A 17,949-nucleotide genomic window follows, 5' to 3' on the forward strand; every position below is an offset into this window, starting at 1 on the left:
AATATGAAAACGATAGAAAAATTAGATTTATCAATGTTAAGTGTATTTTTTTCTGAAAAAAAGAGAATTCTGAGCAAATGCCTTGTAAACGCTAACAGTAAATGATATACTAGAAAGGTAAATCAAAAATTAAAGGTAGGAATTTTTCTATGAGTAAAATCGTTGTAGTTGGTGCTAACCACGCTGGTACAGCTTGTATTAATACCATGTTGGACAACTTCGGACATGAGAACGAAATCGTAGTGTTTGACCAAAACTCAAATATTTCATTCCTTGGTTGTGGAATGGCGCTTTGGATCGGGGAACAAATTGACGGCCCAGAAGGTCTCTTCTACTCTGATAAAGAAAAATTGGAAGCAAAAGGTGCTAAAGTTTACATGAACTCACCAGTTCTTTCAATTGACTACGATAACAAAGTTGTGACTGCAGAAGTTGAAGGAAAAGAGCACAAAGAGTCTTATGATAAATTGATCTTTGCTACTGGTTCAACTCCAATCTTGCCTCCAATCGAAGGTGTTGAAATCGTTAAGGGAAATCGCGAATTCAAAGCAACTCTTGAAAATGTACAATTTGTTAAATTGTACCAAAACGCTGAAGAAGTTATTGAAAAACTTGAAGATAAGAGCAAACACCTTGAGCGCATTGCCGTTGTTGGTGGTGGTTACATCGGTGTAGAACTTGCTGAAGCCTTTGAGCGTCTTGGAAAAGAAGTGGTGCTTGTGGATATCGTGGACACTGTTTTGAACGGCTACTATGACAAAGACTTCACTCAAATGATGGCGAAGAACTTGGAAGACCACAACATCCGCTTGGCGCTTGGTCAAACAGTTAAAGCAATCCAAGGTGATGGTAAAGTGGAACGCTTGGTAACAGACAAAGAAACATTTGATGTGGATATGGTTGTTCTTGCAGTTGGTTTCCGTCCAAACACAGCTCTTGCGGATGGTAAGATTGAACTCTTCCGCAACGGTGCCTTCCTTGTAGACAAGAAACAAGAAACTTCTATTCCAGGTGTCTACGCTGTTGGTGACTGTGCGACTGTTTATGACAATGCACGTAAAGACACTAGCTACATCGCTCTTGCATCTAACGCTGTACGTACTGGTATTGTGGGTGCTTACAACGCTTGTGGTCATGAGTTGGAAGGAATCGGTGTTCAAGGATCAAACGGTATTTCTATCTATGGTCTTCACATGGTTTCAACTGGTTTGACTCTTGAAAAAGCAAAAGCAGCTGGCTACAACGCTACTGAAACTGGCTTTAACGACCTTCAAAAACCAGAATTTATCAAACATGACAACCACGAAGTTGCCATCAAGATTGTCTTTGACAAAGATAGCCGCGAAATCCTTGGTGCGCAAATGGTGTCTCGTGACTCTGCAATCAGCATGGGAATCCACATGTTCTCACTTGCTATCCAAGAGCATGTAACAATTGATAAATTGGCCTTGACAGACCTCTTCTTCCTGCCACACTTCAATAAACCATACAACTACATCACTATGGCTGCACTTACAGCTGAAAAATAAAAATTGACGAGCTATCTGGCCTTAAGTTAAGGTCAGATAGTTTTTTATGTTGCTGTACCCGGACAATTAATGTTTTTCTATCTTGTACTTCATTCTAATCTGGCTTAAAATGAAATGGTAGCTACTAATACAAGTGATGAGGGAGAAGAAATGACTGAAAATCGTTATGAACTAAATAAAAACTTGGCACAGATGCTCAAAGGTGGGGTTATCATGGACGTTCAGAACCCTGAACAGGCTCGTATCGCAGAGGCTGCTGGTGCGGCAGCTGTTATGGCCTTGGAGCGGATTCCAGCTGATATTCGTGCAGCTGGTGGGGTTTCCCGTATGAGTGATCCAAAGATGATTAAAGAAATCCAAGAAGCGGTCAGCATTCCAGTGATGGCCAAGGTCAGAATTGGGCATTTTGTTGAAGCTCAGATTTTAGAGGCTATTGAGATTGACTATATCGATGAGAGTGAAGTGCTTTCTCCAGCTGATGACCGTTTCCATGTGGACAAGAAAGAATTCCAAGTTCCTTTTGTCTGTGGAGCTAAGGACTTGGGTGAAGCCTTGCGTCGTATCGCTGAAGGAGCTTCCATGATTCGGACAAAAGGAGAACCGGGGACAGGTGACATCGTTCAAGCCGTTCGTCATATGCGCATGATGAATCAAGAAATCCGTCGCATTCAAAATCTCCGTGAGGATGAACTCTATGTTGCTGCCAAGGACTTGCAAGTACCTGTAGAATTAGTCCAATACGTTCATGAACATGGAAAATTGCCAGTTGTTAACTTCGCAGCTGGAGGTGTGGCAACACCAGCAGATGCTGCGCTGATGATGCAATTGGGGGCAGAGGGCGTCTTTGTAGGTTCAGGTATTTTCAAGTCAGGCGACCCAGTTAAACGAGCAAGTGCCATTGTCAAAGCCGTAACCAACTACCAAAATCCTCAAATTCTGGCTCAAATCTCTGAAGACCTAGGGGAAGCCATGGTTGGTATCAATGAGAATGAAATCCAAATTCTCATGGCTGAGCGAGGAAAATAGATGAAAATTGGAATATTAGCCTTGCAGGGTGCCTTTGCAGAACATGCAAAAGTGCTAGAAAAGTTAGGTGTTGTTAGTGTCGAAATCAGAAATTTAGAGGATTTTCAACACCATCAGAGAGATTTGGCTGGTTTGATATTACCTGGCGGTGAGTCTACAACCATGGGCAAGCTCTTGCGCGACCAGAACATGCTGCTTCCCATCCGAGAAGCCATTCTATCTGGATTACCAGTCTTTGGAACCTGTGCGGGCTTGATTTTGCTGGCTAAGGAAATCACTTCTCAGGAAGAAAGTCATCTTGGAACCATGGATATAGTGGTTGAGCGCAATGCTTATGGACGTCAACTAGGAAGCTTCTATACAGAGGCAGAATGTAAGGGAGTCGGTCAGATTCCCATGACCTTTATCCGTGGACCGATTATCAGTAGTGTTGGAGAGGGTGTAGAAATTCTAGCAACAGTTGATGATCAAATCGTTGCTGCGCAAGAAAAAAATATGCTGGTAACCTCTTTTCATCCAGAATTGACAGATGATGTTGGCTTGCACCAGTATTTTATCAATATGTGTAAAGAAAAAAGTTGAGAAAAGATTCTCAACTTTTTTACATGTAATAAACAATCGCGATATATTGAAGTGCAGATGCTGCTAGGATAAAGAGATGCCAGATCATGTGGAAATAAGGTTTTTTCTTAGCGTAAAATCCAGCTCCAACTGTATAACAGAGTCCACCAGTTACCATGAGACTCCAGAAAATTGGTGTTGTTTGACTAATGATGGCAGGAATGATAGCCAGAACCAACCAGCCCATAATCAGGTAAAGGGCAAGGCTGAATTTCTCATTGACCTTTTTAGCAAAGATTTTATAGAGGATGCCAAAGATGGTCGTTCCCCACTGAATGGCAATAATTAGATAGCCAAACCAGTTATTCATCAAAGTCAAGACGACCGGTGTATAAGATCCTGCGATAGCCACATAAATCATAGAATGGTCGATGATTCGCAAGACGTATTTGTGGGTTGAACCATAGGCCATAGAGTGGTAAATGGTTGACGAGAGGAACATGAGAAAGAGACTGATAACAAAGATAGAAACGCCAAAAGATGATAAAAATCCGTGTGCTTCATAACTATAGGTGGATGAAATGGGGAGTAAGATGAGCATGATAACGGCACCCACAGCATGGGTTACGCTATTAGCAATCTCCTCTCCAAAACTGAGTTTTTTACTGAGTTTTAGACTGGTATTCATTGGATTTCCTCCTCTTCTTTGATAAGGATTAAGTCTAGAGTTTGATGATAGAGTTTAACCGTTTGACAGCTGGTTTGGATAATAGGATTTCCTGGATCAATCCCATGGTTCATATAGTCCACAAAAGCATCGTAGAGCTGGTCTGAACTTGCCTGACTTTGTAGAGTATTGAGTGTGTGAGCGATTTCTTGGATTGAAAAGACAGACTTGAGAGTGGTAATGGCAATCAAACGGGCAATCTGTTTTCGTTGGTATTTCTTCTTGTCAGGTTTCGTCAGGTAACCATGTTTGACATAGTTATTGACCATGGATGCTGTTAACCCCTTGTCTTTATCTGGAGAGACAGGGGCGCAAACTTGATTGACATAAAGCAAAACCTGATCCAGATAGAGGTCAATGTTTGGAATGTCTTCCCATTTTGGGTAGGAAAAGTTAGAATTCATTTCCAACTCCTTTTTATCTAGTTTTAATAACTAGATTATAAAATAATAAAAAACAAAAGTCAAGTTTCAACTGCTTGTAGAAAGCTTTAAATTATGCTATGATGAGAGAAAATAGTTAGAAATGAGGGGAAAAGATGGAGATTCGTTTAGCTTTTCCAAACGAAGTAGATGCGATTATGCAGGTGATGGAGGATGCTAAAAAGTGCTTAGCCAAGTCTGGTAGCGACCAGTGGCAAAATGGCTATCCAAATGCCGACATCATTATTGATGATATCATCTCTGGTCAAGCCTATGTGGCCTTAGAAGAAGGAGAACTGCTAGCCTATGCTGCTGTGACCAAGAGCCCAGAGGAACCCTATGAAGCTATTTATGAAGGAAGTTGGCAGGGGGAAGAATCAGAATATTTGGTCTTTCACCGTATCGCTGTGGCAGCAGATGTCCAAGGACAAGGTGTTGCTCAGACTTTCCTAGAAGGCTTGATTGAAGGTTTTGATTATCTAGATTTTCGTTCAGATACGCATGCACAAAACAAGGCCATGCAGCATATCTTTGAAAAGCTAGGCTTCCAACAGGTTGGTAAGGTTCCAGTTGATGGGGAACGTTTGGCCTATCAGAAATTAAAAAAATGAATCAGAATAAGTACGCAAAAATGCTCTACCCGTCTCCAATTGGAACCTTATCCTTAGTTGCTGACGAGCAATATCTGTATGGAATTTGGGTACAGGACCAAACTCATTTTGAGAGGGGAATCGCTGGAGATAGTATAGAAGTAGTTAAGAAACATCCTGTCCTAGACCAGGCTATTTCCTATTTAGATACTTACTTTGATGGATGTGCTCAAGATTTGTCTTCCTTGCCTCTGGCTCCCATTGGAACAGATTTTGAAAAGCGGGTTTGGGATTACTTACAGGCCATTCCTTATGGACAAACAGTAACTTACGGACAAATAGCGAAAGACTTGCATGTAGCTTCTGCCCAAGCGATTGGGGGAGCAGTGGGACGTAATCCTTGGTCCATCCTCGTACCCTGTCATCGTGTGCTGGGGTCAGGTAATCGCTTGACAGGCTATGCATCTGGAGTCGAAAAGAAAGCTTGGCTCTTGCAACATGAAGGTGCAGCATTTCAAGAAAATAAAAAATAGAAAGAAAAGAAGATGTTAGAATTTATCGAATACCCAAAATGTTCAACTTGTAAGAAAGCAAAAAATGAATTGGATCAACTTGGACTGGAATACCAAGATGTCCACATCGTAGAAGAAACACCAAGTGAAGACGTGATTTTGAACTGGTTAGAAACATCCGGTTTTGAAGTGAAACAATTTTTCAATACCAGCGGGATCAAATACCGTGAACTTGGCCTAAAAGATAAGGTGGGAAGTTTGTCAAAACAAGAAGCAGCCAAGCTTCTAGCGAGTGATGGCATGTTATTGAAACGTCCAATTTTGGTGGAGAATGGTGCTGTTAAACAAATTGGCTATAGAAAAAGCTATAAGGACTTAGTTTTGAGATAGTTTTTATCTATCTCCTTGATAGGTAAAATATATAGCCTCCCTGTTTTAAAGTGTGATAAACTAGAAGATAGACAAAGTCTGATCAGCCCGTAGCAAATAATTTGCTTGTGAGCAGAAGTATGATAGAATGAATCATTATCAGGAGAGGATGTTTTTATGACTGTTACAACATTTTTAGCATCAGATTGGTACCAAAGTTTGATGCAACTCATTCCGGATGGTAAGCTCTTTAGTTTGCGTTCGGTCTTTGATGGAATTCCAAGGATTGTCCAACAACTGCCTACAACCTTGATGTTGACGCTTGGAGGTGCACTCTTTGGTTTGCTACTTGCCTTGATTTTTGCCATTGTTAAGATCAATCGTGTTAAGATTTTATATCCCTTGCAGGCCTTTTTCGTCAGCTTCTTAAAAGGTACCCCAATCCTAGTTCAACTTATGTTGACCTACTACGGAATTCCTTTGGCACTGAAAGCTATCAACCAACAATGGGGAACTGGTTTCAATATCAATGCGATTCCAGCAGCACTTTTTGCGATTGTGGCCTTTGCTTTTAATGAGGCGGCTTATGCAAGTGAAACGATTCGTGCAGCCATCCTTTCTGTTAATCCAGGTGAAATTGAGGCGGCGCGTAGTTTGGGTATGACTCGTGCGCAAGTTTACCGTCGCGTGATTATTCCAAATGCAGCGGTGGTAGCGACGCCAACTTTGATTAACTCCCTTATCGGTTTGACCAAGGGAACTTCTCTAGCCTTTAGCGCAGGTGTTGTGGAGGTCTTTGCCCAAGCTCAGATTTTGGGTGGAGCTGATTACCGCTATTTTGAACGTTTCATCTCCGTTGCCCTTGTCTATTGGGTAGTCAATATCGGAATTGAAAGCCTCGGCCGTTTCATCGAGAGAAAAATGGCTATTTCTGCACCTGATACAGTGTCTACAGATGTGAAAGGAGACCTTCGTTAATGATTAAGATTTCGAATTTAAGCAAATCCTTTTCAGGACAAGCTGTCTTGGATCATCTGAACCTAGATATCCAAAAGGGGGAGGTAGTGGCTTTGATTGGTTCATCTGGAGCTGGGAAATCAACCTTTCTTCGTAGTTTGAACTACCTTGAAACTCCAGATAGTGGAACGATTCAGATTGACAATTTTAAAGTTGATTTTTCTCAGATTAGCCAAGAAGAAATCCTAACCCTTCGTCGCAAGTTGTCCATGGTTTTCCAACAGTTCAATTTGTTTGAACGCCGAACAGCCCTTGACAATGTCAAGGAAGGTTTGGTTGTCGTTAAAAAATTATCGGACGAGGAAGCAACAAAAATCGCCAAGGAAGAGTTGGCTAAGGTTGGACTTTCTGACCGTGAAAACCATTATCCTCGCCACTTATCAGGTGGACAAAAGCAACGGGTTGCTCTCGCGCGTGCGCTTGCTATGAAACCAGATGTCTTGCTCTTGGACGAGCCTACTTCAGCCCTTGACCCAGAACTGGTCGGCGAAGTAGAGAAGTCTATTGCAGACGCTGCCAAGTCAGGTCAGACCATGATTTTGGTCAGTCACGATATGTCTTTTGTAGCCCAAGTGGCAGACAAGGTTCTATTCCTAGATAAAGGGAAAATCATCGAGTCTGGCACACCGGATGAAATCATCAATCACCCGAAAGAAGAACGGACAAAAGAATTCTTTGCTAGTTACAAACGGACTTATATTTGATATAATAGAAAAAGGAAAACTCAGTTAGTTGGACTAGCTGAGTTTACTCTTTAAAAAAGATAGAAACGAGAGAGATCATGCTACTGCATTTATTTTCTTTATATTTCGAGAGTTTGATCTTAACGACCATCTTTGTCGTGATTTTTCTGGGGATTTGGATCGGATTGAGAGCCATGTCTGGTGTGGACAAGACAGCCAAAGCTCGCCAAGCTCATCTCTATGATATGATTATGATTGGAGTTTTGGTCGTTCCGGTGTTATCCTTTGCCGTCATGAGTTTGCTCTTGGTTTTCAAGGCATAATCCTTGCGTGACTAGCAAGATTGAGTTAGAATAAAGATAGTTACAACAAGAAAGAAGGAATCGAAATGTACGATACGATTATTGTCGGTGCTGGACCCGCGGGAATGACCGCTGCCTTATATGCTGCTCGAAGCAATCTGAAAGTGGCTTTGATTGAAGGTGGTCTGCCAGGCGGGCAAATGAATAACACATCTGATATTGAAAACTATCCAGGTTATGCCAACATTAGTGGACCTGAATTGGCTGAAAAGATGTTTGAACCACTTGAAAACCTTGGAGTGGAGCATCTTTATGGCTACGTTGAAAATATTGAAGACCAGGGTGACTATAAGAAGGTAATCACTGATGATCAAGTTTACGAAACCCGTACTGTCATCGTGGCAACTGGGTCAAAACACCGTCTCTTAGGAGTTCCCGGAGAAGAAGAACTGAACAGTCGTGGTGTTTCTTACTGTGCAGTTTGTGATGGAGCTTTCTTCCGTGACCAAGACTTGCTCGTAGTCGGTGGTGGAGATTCAGCGGTAGAAGAAGCTCTCTTCTTGACTCGCTTTGCTAAGACTGTCACTATTGTTCACCGCCGTGACCAACTTCGTGCCCAAAAGGTTTTGCAAGACCGTGCCTTTGCTAATGAGAAAGTCAACTTTATCTGGGACTCTGTCGTCAAGGAAATCAAAGGTGAAAACCGAGTAGAATCTGTCGTTTTTGAAAATGTAAAAACAGGTCAAGTAACAGAGCAAGCCTTTGGTGGTGTCTTTATCTATGTTGGTTTGGATCCTGTTAGTGATTTTGCCAAAGATTTGAATATCCAAGACCAGGCTGGCTGGATTGTGACAGACAATCACATGAAAACTGCCGTTGACGGTATCTTTGCAGTTGGGGATGTTCGCCAGAAAGACCTTCGCCAAGTGACAACGGCAGTTGGAGATGGGGCTATCGCTGGTCAAGAAGCCTACAAGTTTATCACAGAACATAGTTAATACACTTCGAAAATCTCTTCAAACCACGTTAGCTTCGCCTTGCCGTACTCAAGTACTGTCTACAGCTAGCTTCCTAGTTTGCTCTTTGATTTTCATTGAGTATAATCATAAAAAAAGTTTCCAATCAACTGATTGGAAACTTTTTTATAGTCGGTTTCGGAAAACTTCGTACATGAGAATAGCTGCAGCAACACTGGCATTGAGGCTTTGAACATGCCCATTCATGGGAATGGTAATCATCTCATCAACCTGTTTTTTGATGTTGCTAGAGATGCCTTTTCCTTCATTTCCGATGATGAGGGCGATTTTCCCTTTTGTATTCCACTTGTAGCAAGGGGTACCGTTCATATCCGTTCCAAAGGTCCAGAATCCTTCATCCTTGAGTTTATCTAGGGTTTGACTGAGGTTGGTCACTCGCGCAATCGGTACGTGCTCAATGGCGCCTGTGGCCGTTTTGGCAACGACAGGAGTAACACCGACAGCACGGTGCTTGGGAATGATGACGCCTGAAACATTGGTCGCATCAGCAGTCCTTAAGATAGAGCCTAAGTTGTGAGGGTCAGTTAGACCATCCAGAATCACCAGAAGTGGATTTTCTTCTTGGCGTGTTTTTGCAAGGATGTGATCCAGCTCGCTATAGGCAAATTCGGACACTCGTAGAACAAAACCTTGGTGGACAGCGCCTTCGGTCATTTCAGAGAGGGATTTTTTTGAAGTCCAAGAGATGGACACCTTCTTTTCTGTAGCCAGTTCCTTGACTTTCTCAACGTTCTTACCTCGGAGATCTTCTTGGAGGTAGAGTTTGTTTCCTGTGTTTGCAAGGAGGGCTTCGGTAACGGCGTGGACGCCATAGACAATATCATTTGTTTTCATGCCTCTATTATAACACAAAACCCCGTCTTGCAACGGGATTTTCTTTATTCGAGGATGAGGAGTCCATCTTTGACAGCAAATGGGTCTTTTTCATTGATACGATCATAAAACATGATTCCGTTTAGATGATCAATTTCATGTTGGACAACGATAGAGTTGTAACCTTTGAGCTTGATACGGTGTTTTTCGCCGTCCTTGTCAAAGTAGTCAACAGTGACTCGGGCATGGCGGACTACATAGCCAGGTACGTTTCGGTCAACAGAAAGGCAACCTTCTCCTTCGCCAAGAGCAGCATCTTGAACAGAGTGAGATACGATTTTTGGATTGTACATAACAGCTTGCAGGTCGTAGGCTTCCTGTGGAGTTTCACCTTCTTCCACAATATTTGGCACTAAAACAGCGATAATGCGTTTTGAGATATCGAGTTGGGGAGCAGCAAGTCCAACCCCACCTCGAAGCCCCATCTTCTCAGCCATAACAGGATCTTGGGAATGTTTGAGGAATTGCATCATCTTTTCGCCAAGGATGATTTCCTGATCAGACAGTGGGAAAGTGACCTCCTCAGCAACTGCACGAAGAGTTGGATTCCCCTCGCGGATAATATCATTCATATCAATTAAATGAGCAGCTTTTGTAATACGTTCTATAGCAGACATTTTCTCTCCTTTCATTACCTCTACATGATAACACAAAATAGGCGAGAAAGAAAGTCGCAGAAGTTCCTAAAAAATAATATAATAAACGGTATTCCCCTTTTGTCTGTGGTATAATAAAAGAAAAGACTTGTACCAAAAGGTAAGGGGGATAAAGATGGAAAAGCGACAAGATCGACGGCCTCATGGTCCTATTTTTGGATTGTTGAAGAGTAGTATTGGTTTCTTTAGGAATTATAAATCTTGGACAAATGCCCAGTTTATTACGGTATTGCTACTTGCAGTTGCCTTATCCATGGGGGGGAATTTATTAGTTCGAGCAGTACAAGGTAGCAAGGGGACAAGTTCTAACAGTCAGACTACGACATCTAGTCAATCCAAGGAAAATGAATCTGGTGAAACGACGGCGCGTATCATGGCAAATGGTGACCTCCTCTACCATATCCCTATCTACCGAACAGCTCTAAAAGAAGATGGGACCTATGATTTCCATGAAAATTTTGAGTATGTAAAACCCTGGCTCAAACAAGCGGACTTGGTGATTGGTGACTTTGAAGGAACGGTGAATAAAGACCATTACTTGGCAGGTTATCCTCTCTTTAATGCACCAGGAGAAGTCATGGATGCGATCAAGGATGCAGGCTATCAAGTTCTAGACTTGGCTCACAATCACATCCTAGATTCTCAGATAGAGGGAGTGGTTTCGACGGCTCAAGCTATTGAAAAGGCTGGAATGACACCAATCGGAGTTTATACAAAGGAACCACGTGACAAGTCTCCCCTTGTTATTAAGGAAGTCAATGGTATCAAGGTAGCTCTCTTGGCCTATTCCTACGGTTTTAATGGCATTGAGCAGTATATCTCTCAAGAGGACTATAATCGCTATCTTTCTGATATGAATGAAGACAAGATGAAGGCGGAAATCGAGCGTGCAGAGAAGGACGCAGATATTACTGTCATCATGCCTCAGATGGGAATCGAGTACCAGCTAGAACCAACGGAAGAACAGAAAACACTGTACCATAAGATGATTGACTGGGGAGCTGATATTATCTTTGGAGGGCATCCTCACGTCGTTGAACCTGCTGAAACAGTTGAAAAAGATGGTGACAAAAAACTGATCATCTATTCCATGGGGAATTTCCTCTCAAATCAACGTATTGAAACCATGCAAGACGAGGAAAATGCCAAGTGGACGGAGCGCGGTGTTCTCATGGATGTGACCATTAAGAAAAAAGATGGTAAGACAAGGATTGAAACTGCCAAAGCGCATCCGACTTGGGTCAATCGAACACCCAAAGGAACATACTCTCCAGAAGGCTATCCGCTTTTCCTCTATCAGACCTATATCCTAGAGGACTTCATCGAGGGAGGCAGTCACCGTGACAAGTTGGACGAAGCGACCAAGGAACGAATTGACACAGCCTATAAAGAAATGAATGAACATGTAGGATTGAAGTGGGACTAGCTTGAATCCAGAGGAAGTAAAATGACGATTAAGATTATTGCGACAGATATGGATGGAACTTTGCTGGATCCGAGAGGCCAGCTGGATCTGCCCCGCTTGGAAAAGATTTTAGATCAGCTGGATCAAAGGGATATCCGTTTTGTCATTGCGACGGGGAATGAAATCCATCGTATGAGAGAACTATTGGGACACTTGGCTGAACGCGTAGTCCTAGTAGTTGCCAATGGGGCGCGAATTTTTGAAAACAATAAATTGATTCAAGCGCAGACCTGGGATGATGCCATGGTTGACAAGGCTTTAGTTCATTTTAAGGGGAGAGAGTGCCGAGATCAGTTCGTCGTAACTGGTATGAAGGGTGGTTTTGTCAAGAAAGGAACTGTTTTTACAGAACTTGATAAATTTATGACTCCAGAGATGATTGAAAGACTCTATCAACGAATGAATTTTGTGGAAGACTTGCAATCGGACCTCTTTGGTGGAGTGCTAAAGATGAGCATGGTCGTCGGTGAAGAGCGATCCAGTTCTGTTTTGAAGGAAATCAATGACCTTTTTGATGGCCGTGTAAGAGCTGTTTCTAGCGGTTATGGTTGTATCGATATCCTACAGGCTGGTGTTCACAAGGCTTGGGGATTGGAAGAATTACTCAAGCACTGGAATTTGCAATCGGAACAAATCATGGCTTTTGGTGATAGTGAAAACGATGTCGAAATGCTAGAACTGGCTGGGATTGCCTATGCTATGGAAAATGCAGATGATGAAGCCAAGGCAGTTGCGACTGCCCTAGCACCAGCCAACAGCCAGGCGGGCGTTTATCAGGTCCTAGAAAATTGGTTAGAGAAAGAGGGATAAGGTGGCAGTACAGTTATTAGAAAATTGGCTCCTAAAGGAGCAGGAAAAGATTCAAACCAAGTATCGTGAATTGAATCAAGTTTCTGTTCTAGAGCCAGATATCATCTTTATCGGAGATTCGATAGTGGAATATTACCCTCTGCAAGAGTTGTTTGGGACTGCAAAGACGATTGTCAATCGAGGCATCCGAGGTTACCAGACGGGACTTTTGCTAGAGAATCTTGATGCCCATCTTTATGGTGATGCTGTGGATCAAATTGTTCTCTTAATTGGGACAAATGATATCGGAAAAGATGTTCCTATGAATGAATCCTTGGATAATCTTGAGCGTGTGGTTCAATCGATTAACCGAGATTATCCGCTGTCACAAATAAAGCTCCTTTCCATTTTGCCAGTCAATGAGGGAGAGAAATACAAGCAGACTGTTTATATCCGAACCAATGAAAAGATTAGAGAATGGAATCAAGCCTATGAGGCTCTAGCATCCGCCTATATGCAGGTAGATTTTATACCGATTTATGATAGTTTGACAGATTCAGAAGGGCAACTTCAATCAGCCTATACAACGGATGGGCTTCATCTAAGTGTGGCAGGCTATCAAGCCTTATCAAAAGCCTTAAAAGGATATCTTTTCTAAAGAATCGGCTTAATTTTGCATTTTTGATTTAGATGAGGTATAATGGTTTTATTGTCTTTTGGGGTCGTTACGGATTCGACAGGCATTATGAGGCATATTTTGCAACCCGTGTGGCGACGTAAACGCTCAGTTAAATATAACTGCAAAAAATAACACATCTTACGCTCTAGCTGCCTAAAAACCAGCAGGCGTGACCTGATTTGGATTGCTCGTGTTCAATGACAGGTCTTATCATTAGCGAGATACGATCAAGCCTTGTCTAGTGGTTTGATAAGAGATTAATAGACTCGCAGTTCCTAGGCTTGAGTTATGTGTCGAGGGACTGTTAAAACAATACATAACCTATGGTTGTAGACAAATATGTTGGCAGGTGTTTGGACGTGGGTTCGACTCCCACCGGCTCCATTATTCTTTCACCAACCTTGGAAAAACGTTGTTAAATCAACGTTTTTTATTTTTGTCTTTGGTATTCCTGCGGAAAAAGGAGTCATAAAAGGAGTCCTTTTTGCAGTTGGTAAAAATCTTCTGAACACTGTTTTTAAAAAAGGAATACAAAAAAGGATACAACAGATGTCGTATCCTAGAAATCGTTTTGGTTTTTCTACGGAAGACATGGGATTCGAACCCACGCACGCTGTTACACGCCTACCGCGTTTCCAACACGGCCTCTTAAGCCTCTTGAGTAATCTTCCAATACTTACTCAAATAGTCTACCATAAAGCCACTTATCTTGCAATAAAAATTTTGGAAATAAGAAAAATGATAGATTTTGAAAGAAAATGATAAAAAATGCTTGACTTTGGTAGAGAATGTGCTAGAATGAATAGTGTAAACGATAACAGGAGGTGGTTTGGTGTTAAAAACTGAGCGGAAGCAACTGATTTTAGAGGAGTTAAATCAACATCATGTAGTTTCCTTAGAAAAATTGGTTAGTCTATTAGAAACATCAGAATCAACGGTACGAAGAGATTTGGATGAGTTGGAGGCGGAAAACAAGCTTCGCCGTGTGCATGGAGGAGCAGAATTGCCACACTCCTTGCAGGAAGAAGAAACTATCCAAGAAAAATCTGTCAAAAACCTTCAAGAGAAGAAGCTACTGGCTCAAAAAGCAGCCTCTCTTATCAAGGAACAAGATGTTATCTTTATTGATGCTGGAACGACAACTGCTTTTTTAATCAAGGAATTGGTTAATAAGAATATCACAGTTGTGACCAACTCCATTCACCATGCGGTTCAGTTGGTTGAAAAACAGATTCCAACTGTCATGGTTGGAGGGAGTGTCAAGATGGCAACAGATGCATGTATCGGTGGTGTTGCTCTTAACCAAATTAATCAATTGCACTTTGACCGTGCCTTTATCGGGATGAATGGTGTGGACGATGGTTATTATACGACTCCTGATATGGAGGAGGGAGCCGTTAAACGTGCTATTTTGGAGAATGCCAAACAAACCTATGTCTTGGTTGATTCGTCAAAGATTGGTCAAACTTGCTTTGCCAAGGTAGCACCGCTTAAACGCGCTATTGTCATCACAAGTCAAGGGCATGAGCTCTTGCAGGCAATTAAGAAGAAAACGGAGGTAATAGAAGTATGATTTATACAGTCACACTCAATCCATCTATTGACTATATCGTGCGCTTGGACCAAGTTCAAGTCGGTAGTGTCAATCGTATGGACAGTGATGATAAGTTTGCTGGAGGGAAAGGAATCAATGTCAGTCGAGTTTTGAAACGCTTGGGTATTCCAAATACAGCGACTGGATTTATCGGAGGTTTTACTGGTAAATTTATCACAGATACTTTGGCAGAAGAGGAAATCGAAACGCGTTTTGTCCAAGTAGCAGAAGATACTCGCATCAATGTCAAGATTAAAGCAGACCAAGAAACAGAAATCAATGGAACGGGTCCAAATGTGGAACCGGCTCAGTTAGAAGAATTGAAAGCTATCTTATCTAGTTTAACAGCAGAAGATACAGTGGTGTTTGCAGGTTCAAGTGCTAAGAACCTAGGTAATGTTATCTATAAGGATTTGATTGCCTTGACGCGCCAGACTGGTGCGCAAGTGGTTTGTGATTTTGAAGGAAAGACCTTGATTGATAGTTTGGACTATCAGCCACTTTTGGTCAAACCAAACAATCACGAGCTTGGAGCTATCTTTGGAGTGAAACTCGAAAGTTTAGATGAAATCGAGAACTATGCTCGTCAGTTACTAGCTAAAGGTGCCCAAAACGTCATTATCTCCATGGCTGGTGACGGTGCACTTCTTGTCACATCTGAGGGAGCTTACTTCGCCAAACCTATCAAGGGAACAGTCAAAAATTCAGTGGGAGCTGGCGACTCAATGGTTGCTGGATTTACAGGTGAATTTGTCAAATCCAAAGATGCAGTAGAAGCCTTCAAATGGGGAGTAGCTTGTGGAACAGCAACTACCTTCTCGGATGACTTGGCAACAGCGGAATTTATTAAAGAAACATATGAAAAAGTTGAGGTAGAAAAACGATGAAAATTCAAGACCTATTGAGAAAAGATGTCATGTTGCTGGATTTGCAGGCGACTGAAAAAACAGCAGCTATCGAAGAAATGATTCATAACTTGGTAGATCACGGTTATGTGACGGATTTTGAAACCTTTAAAGAAGGAATCCTAGCGCGTGAAGCTCTAACTTCCACTGGTTTGGGTGACGGAATTGCTATGCCCCACAGTAAAAACTCTGCTGTCAAAGAAGCAACGGTTCTCTTTGCTAAGTCAAACAAGGGGGTTGACTACGAAAGCTTGGATGGGCAACCAACAGACCTCTTCTTCATGATTGCTGCTCCAGAAGGTGCAAATGATACTCACTTGGCTGCCTTGGCAGAATTATCTCAATACTTGATGAAAGACGGTTTTGCAGACAAACTTCGTCAAGTAACATCAGCAGATCAAGTTATTGAACTCTTTGACCAAGCTTCAGAAAAAGCTGAGGAACCTGTTCAAGCACCTGCCAATGACTCTGGCGACTTTATCGTAGCTGTTACAGCTTGTACGACAGGTATTGCCCACACTTACATGGCCCAAGAAGCCCTTCAAAAAGTAGCTGCTGAAATGGGTGTTGGGATCAAGGTCGAAACCAACGGTGCCAGCGGTGTTGGGAACCAATTGACTGCAGAGGACATTCGCAAGGCTAAAGCTGTTATCATCGCAGCAGATAAGGCTGTTGAGATGGATCGTTTCGATGGCAAACCATTGGTTAACCGTCCAGTTGCAGACGGTATCCGTAAGACTGAAGAATTGATCAACTTGGCTCTTTCAGGAGATGCTGAAGTTTATCGTGCTGCTAATGGAGCAAAAGCTGCAACAGCATCTAATGAAAAACAAAGTATCGGTGGTGCTTTCTACAAACACTTGATGAGTGGTGTATCTCAAATGTTGCCATTCGTTATCGGTGGTGGTATCATGATTGCCCTTGCCTTCTTAATCGACGGAGCTTTTGGTGTGCCACAAGATAGTCTTGGCAATCTCGGATCCTACCATGAACTAGCTTCAATGTTCATGAAAATTGGTGGAGCAGCCTTTGGCTTGATGCTTCCAGTCTTTGCAGGATATGTTGCCTACTCTATCGCTGAAAAACCAGGTTTGGTAGCTGGTTTCGTGGCTGGTGCTATTGCCAAAGAAGGTTTTGCCTTTGGTAAAATTCCTTATGCCGCAGGTGGTGAAGCAACTTCAACTCTTGCAGGTGTCTCATCTGGTTTCCTAGGTGCCCTTGTTGGTGGATTTATCGCAGGTGCCTTGGTTCTTGCTATCAAGAAATACGTAAAAGTTCCTCGTTCACTTGAAGGTGCTAAATCTATCCTTATCCTACCGCTTTTCGGAACAATCTTGACAGGATTTGTTATGTTGGCTGTCAACATTCCAATGGCAGCAATCAACACTGCTATGAATGATTTCCTAGGCGGTCTTGGAGGAGGTTCAGCTGTTCTTCTTGGTATCGTTCTTGGAGGCATGATGGCTGTTGACATGGGTGGACCAGTCAACAAAGCTGCTTATGTCTTTGGTACAGGTACGCTTGCAGCGACTGTTTCTTCAGGTGGTTCTGTAGCTATGGCAGCAGTTATGGCTGGAGGAATGGTTCCACCACTTGCTATCTTTGTCGCAACCCTTCTTTTCAAAGATAAATTTACCAAAGAAGAACGCAACTCTGGTTTAACAAACATCATCATGGGCTTGTCATTCATCACTGAAGGAGCGATCCCATTTGGTGCAGCAGACCCAGCTCGTGCGATTCCAAGCTTTATCCTTGGTTCAGCAGTAGCAGGGGGACTCGTTGGTCTTGCAGGTATCAAACTCATGGCACCACACGGAGGAATCTTCGTCATCGCCCTTACTTCAAATGCCCTTCTTTACCTAGTCTTTGTTTTGATTGGTGCAATCGTAAGTGGTGTGGTTTATGGTTACCTACGCAAACCACAAGCATAAAAAAGAATTCATATACCAAAATGACTAAACACGAAAGTGGGTAGTCATTTTTTTGATAATGGAGTTAGGGAGAATGGGCTTTGAAGTGATATAGAAGTAGAGTGTAGAGATTTTCACTCTTCATTTAAACGATAGAATGCAAAAGTTTGTATAAATACCATGGAGGTGAAAAGTGTCTTGAATGATTCTAGAAAAGAAACTAGAGAATGAAAAGTTCCGTAGTCAAAATATTCTAAATGAAGAGTTACAAGCGACCCATGTCAGCATGGTGGAGGAGATTTT

General features: G+C 42.3%; 20 protein-coding genes, 1 tRNA gene and 1 other RNA gene. 17 read left to right on the forward strand and 5 right to left on the reverse strand.

Going from position 1 to position 17,949, the window contains the following annotated elements; translation table 11 throughout:
• The first annotated feature begins 149 nt into the window (after window positions 1-149).
• The 3 genes from nox (at window position 150) to pdxT (ending at window position 3,137) form a co-directional block, all read left to right on the forward strand.
• Entirely contained in the window at window positions 150-1,529 is a 1,380-nt protein-coding gene (gene nox / locus K1I97_RS05370; protein ID WP_000036764.1) for a H2O-forming NADH oxidase, read from the forward strand.
• Between the two features lie 150 nt (window positions 1,530-1,679).
• On the forward strand, window positions 1,680-2,555 hold the full coding sequence (pdxS, locus tag K1I97_RS05375) for a pyridoxal 5'-phosphate synthase lyase subunit PdxS (RefSeq protein ID WP_000138520.1): 876 nt from the start codon (window positions 1,680-1,682) through the stop codon (window positions 2,553-2,555).
• Window positions 2,556-3,137, forward strand: coding sequence for a pyridoxal 5'-phosphate synthase glutaminase subunit PdxT (pdxT, locus tag K1I97_RS05380; protein ID WP_223331723.1), 582 nt, complete (start codon window positions 2,556-2,558; stop codon window positions 3,135-3,137).
• A 19-nt stretch (window positions 3,138-3,156) separates the two neighbouring features.
• Here pdxT and trhA read toward each other — a convergent pair whose 3' ends face one another.
• A complete protein-coding gene (trhA, locus tag K1I97_RS05385; protein ID WP_001097972.1) occupies window positions 3,157-3,804 on the reverse strand; it encodes a PAQR family membrane homeostasis protein TrhA in 648 nt (215 codons plus the stop codon).
• A complete protein-coding gene (locus tag K1I97_RS05390) occupies window positions 3,801-4,247 on the reverse strand; it encodes a DUF1836 domain-containing protein (protein ID WP_223331724.1) in 447 nt (148 codons plus the stop codon). The genes trhA and K1I97_RS05390 overlap by 4 nt, the downstream gene beginning before the upstream one ends.
• A gap of 134 nt (window positions 4,248-4,381) precedes the next feature.
• Here K1I97_RS05390 and K1I97_RS05395 point away from each other — a divergent pair, with 134 nt between their 5' ends.
• The 7 genes from K1I97_RS05395 to trxB all read left to right on the forward strand — a co-directional run bounded on the left by K1I97_RS05395 (window position 4,382) and on the right by trxB (window position 8,736).
• Window positions 4,382-4,876: a GNAT family N-acetyltransferase gene (locus tag K1I97_RS05395; RefSeq protein ID WP_223331725.1), complete on the forward strand. Its 495-nt coding sequence runs from the start codon at window positions 4,382-4,384 to the stop codon at window positions 4,874-4,876.
• The gene (locus K1I97_RS05400) at window positions 4,873-5,388 is read left to right on the forward strand and encodes a methylated-DNA--[protein]-cysteine S-methyltransferase (RefSeq protein ID WP_223331726.1); all 516 of its coding nucleotides are present in this window, start codon (window positions 4,873-4,875) and stop codon (window positions 5,386-5,388) included. Before K1I97_RS05395 ends, K1I97_RS05400 begins: the two co-directional genes overlap by 4 nt.
• A 12-nt stretch (window positions 5,389-5,400) precedes the next feature.
• A complete protein-coding gene (locus tag K1I97_RS05405; protein WP_223331727.1) occupies window positions 5,401-5,757 on the forward strand; it encodes an arsenate reductase family protein in 357 nt (118 codons plus the stop codon).
• Between the two features lie 156 nt (window positions 5,758-5,913).
• Window positions 5,914-6,714, forward strand: a complete 801-nt coding sequence (locus tag K1I97_RS05410) for an amino acid ABC transporter permease (protein ID WP_000219162.1) — start codon at window positions 5,914-5,916, stop codon at window positions 6,712-6,714.
• Complete coding sequence (locus tag K1I97_RS05415) at window positions 6,714-7,457, forward strand: amino acid ABC transporter ATP-binding protein (RefSeq protein WP_223331728.1); 744 nt, start codon at window positions 6,714-6,716, stop codon at window positions 7,455-7,457. The genes K1I97_RS05410 and K1I97_RS05415 overlap by 1 nt, the downstream gene beginning before the upstream one ends.
• 77 nt (window positions 7,458-7,534) lie before the next feature.
• Complete coding sequence (locus K1I97_RS05420; protein ID WP_223331729.1) at window positions 7,535-7,759, forward strand: DUF4059 family protein; 225 nt, start codon at window positions 7,535-7,537, stop codon at window positions 7,757-7,759.
• 65 nt (window positions 7,760-7,824) lie between these two features.
• Window positions 7,825-8,736, forward strand: a complete 912-nt coding sequence (gene trxB, locus K1I97_RS05425) for a thioredoxin-disulfide reductase (protein ID WP_223331730.1) — start codon at window positions 7,825-7,827, stop codon at window positions 8,734-8,736.
• A gap of 144 nt (window positions 8,737-8,880) precedes the next feature.
• Here the strand turns inward: trxB and rlmB are convergent, their stop codons facing one another.
• Window positions 8,881-9,609, reverse strand: a complete 729-nt coding sequence (gene rlmB / locus K1I97_RS05430; RefSeq protein WP_223331731.1) for a 23S rRNA (guanosine(2251)-2'-O)-methyltransferase RlmB — start codon at window positions 9,607-9,609, stop codon at window positions 8,881-8,883.
• A 44-nt stretch (window positions 9,610-9,653) separates the two neighbouring features.
• A complete protein-coding gene (gene def / locus K1I97_RS05435; RefSeq protein WP_001272959.1) occupies window positions 9,654-10,265 on the reverse strand; it encodes a peptide deformylase in 612 nt (203 codons plus the stop codon).
• Between the two features lie 154 nt (window positions 10,266-10,419).
• Between def and K1I97_RS05440 the strand changes: the two genes are divergently transcribed.
• The 4 genes from K1I97_RS05440 (at window position 10,420) to ssrA (ending at window position 13,624) form a co-directional block, all read left to right on the forward strand.
• Complete coding sequence (locus K1I97_RS05440) at window positions 10,420-11,730, forward strand: CapA family protein (RefSeq protein ID WP_223331732.1); 1,311 nt, start codon at window positions 10,420-10,422, stop codon at window positions 11,728-11,730.
• A 21-nt stretch (window positions 11,731-11,751) separates the two neighbouring features.
• Entirely contained in the window at window positions 11,752-12,579 is an 828-nt protein-coding gene (locus K1I97_RS05445; protein WP_223331733.1) for a Cof-type HAD-IIB family hydrolase, read from the forward strand.
• 1 nt (window position 12,580) lies between these two features.
• Complete coding sequence (locus K1I97_RS05450) at window positions 12,581-13,216, forward strand: SGNH/GDSL hydrolase family protein (protein ID WP_223331734.1); 636 nt, start codon at window positions 12,581-12,583, stop codon at window positions 13,214-13,216.
• Between the two features lie 60 nt (window positions 13,217-13,276).
• Window positions 13,277-13,624, forward strand: a transfer-messenger RNA (tmRNA) gene (ssrA, locus tag K1I97_RS05455).
• A gap of 196 nt (window positions 13,625-13,820) precedes the next feature.
• Here the strand turns inward: ssrA and K1I97_RS05460 are convergent.
• A tRNA-Ser gene (locus K1I97_RS05460) sits at window positions 13,821-13,908 on the reverse strand.
• Window positions 13,909-14,069: 161 nt separating this feature from the next.
• Between K1I97_RS05460 and K1I97_RS05465 the strand changes: the two genes are divergently transcribed.
• From K1I97_RS05465 to K1I97_RS05475, 3 genes are read left to right on the forward strand one after another with little or no spacing between them, the layout of a single operon-like run.
• Complete coding sequence (locus tag K1I97_RS05465) at window positions 14,070-14,810, forward strand: DeoR/GlpR family DNA-binding transcription regulator (protein ID WP_000920660.1); 741 nt, start codon at window positions 14,070-14,072, stop codon at window positions 14,808-14,810.
• Window positions 14,807-15,718 (forward strand): 1-phosphofructokinase, encoded by a 912-nt coding sequence (gene pfkB / locus K1I97_RS05470; RefSeq protein WP_223331735.1) that lies wholly within the window; start codon window positions 14,807-14,809, stop codon window positions 15,716-15,718. Before K1I97_RS05465 ends, pfkB begins: the two co-directional genes overlap by 4 nt.
• Window positions 15,715-17,667: a fructose-specific PTS transporter subunit EIIC gene (locus tag K1I97_RS05475; RefSeq protein WP_223331736.1), complete on the forward strand. Its 1,953-nt coding sequence runs from the start codon at window positions 15,715-15,717 to the stop codon at window positions 17,665-17,667. Before pfkB ends, K1I97_RS05475 begins: the two co-directional genes overlap by 4 nt.
• Window positions 17,668-17,949 lie beyond the last annotated feature (282 nt).

Origin of the sequence: Streptococcus oralis, from assembly GCF_019929345.1 — a bacterium.
Lineage (GTDB): Bacteria > Bacillota > Bacilli > Lactobacillales > Streptococcaceae > Streptococcus.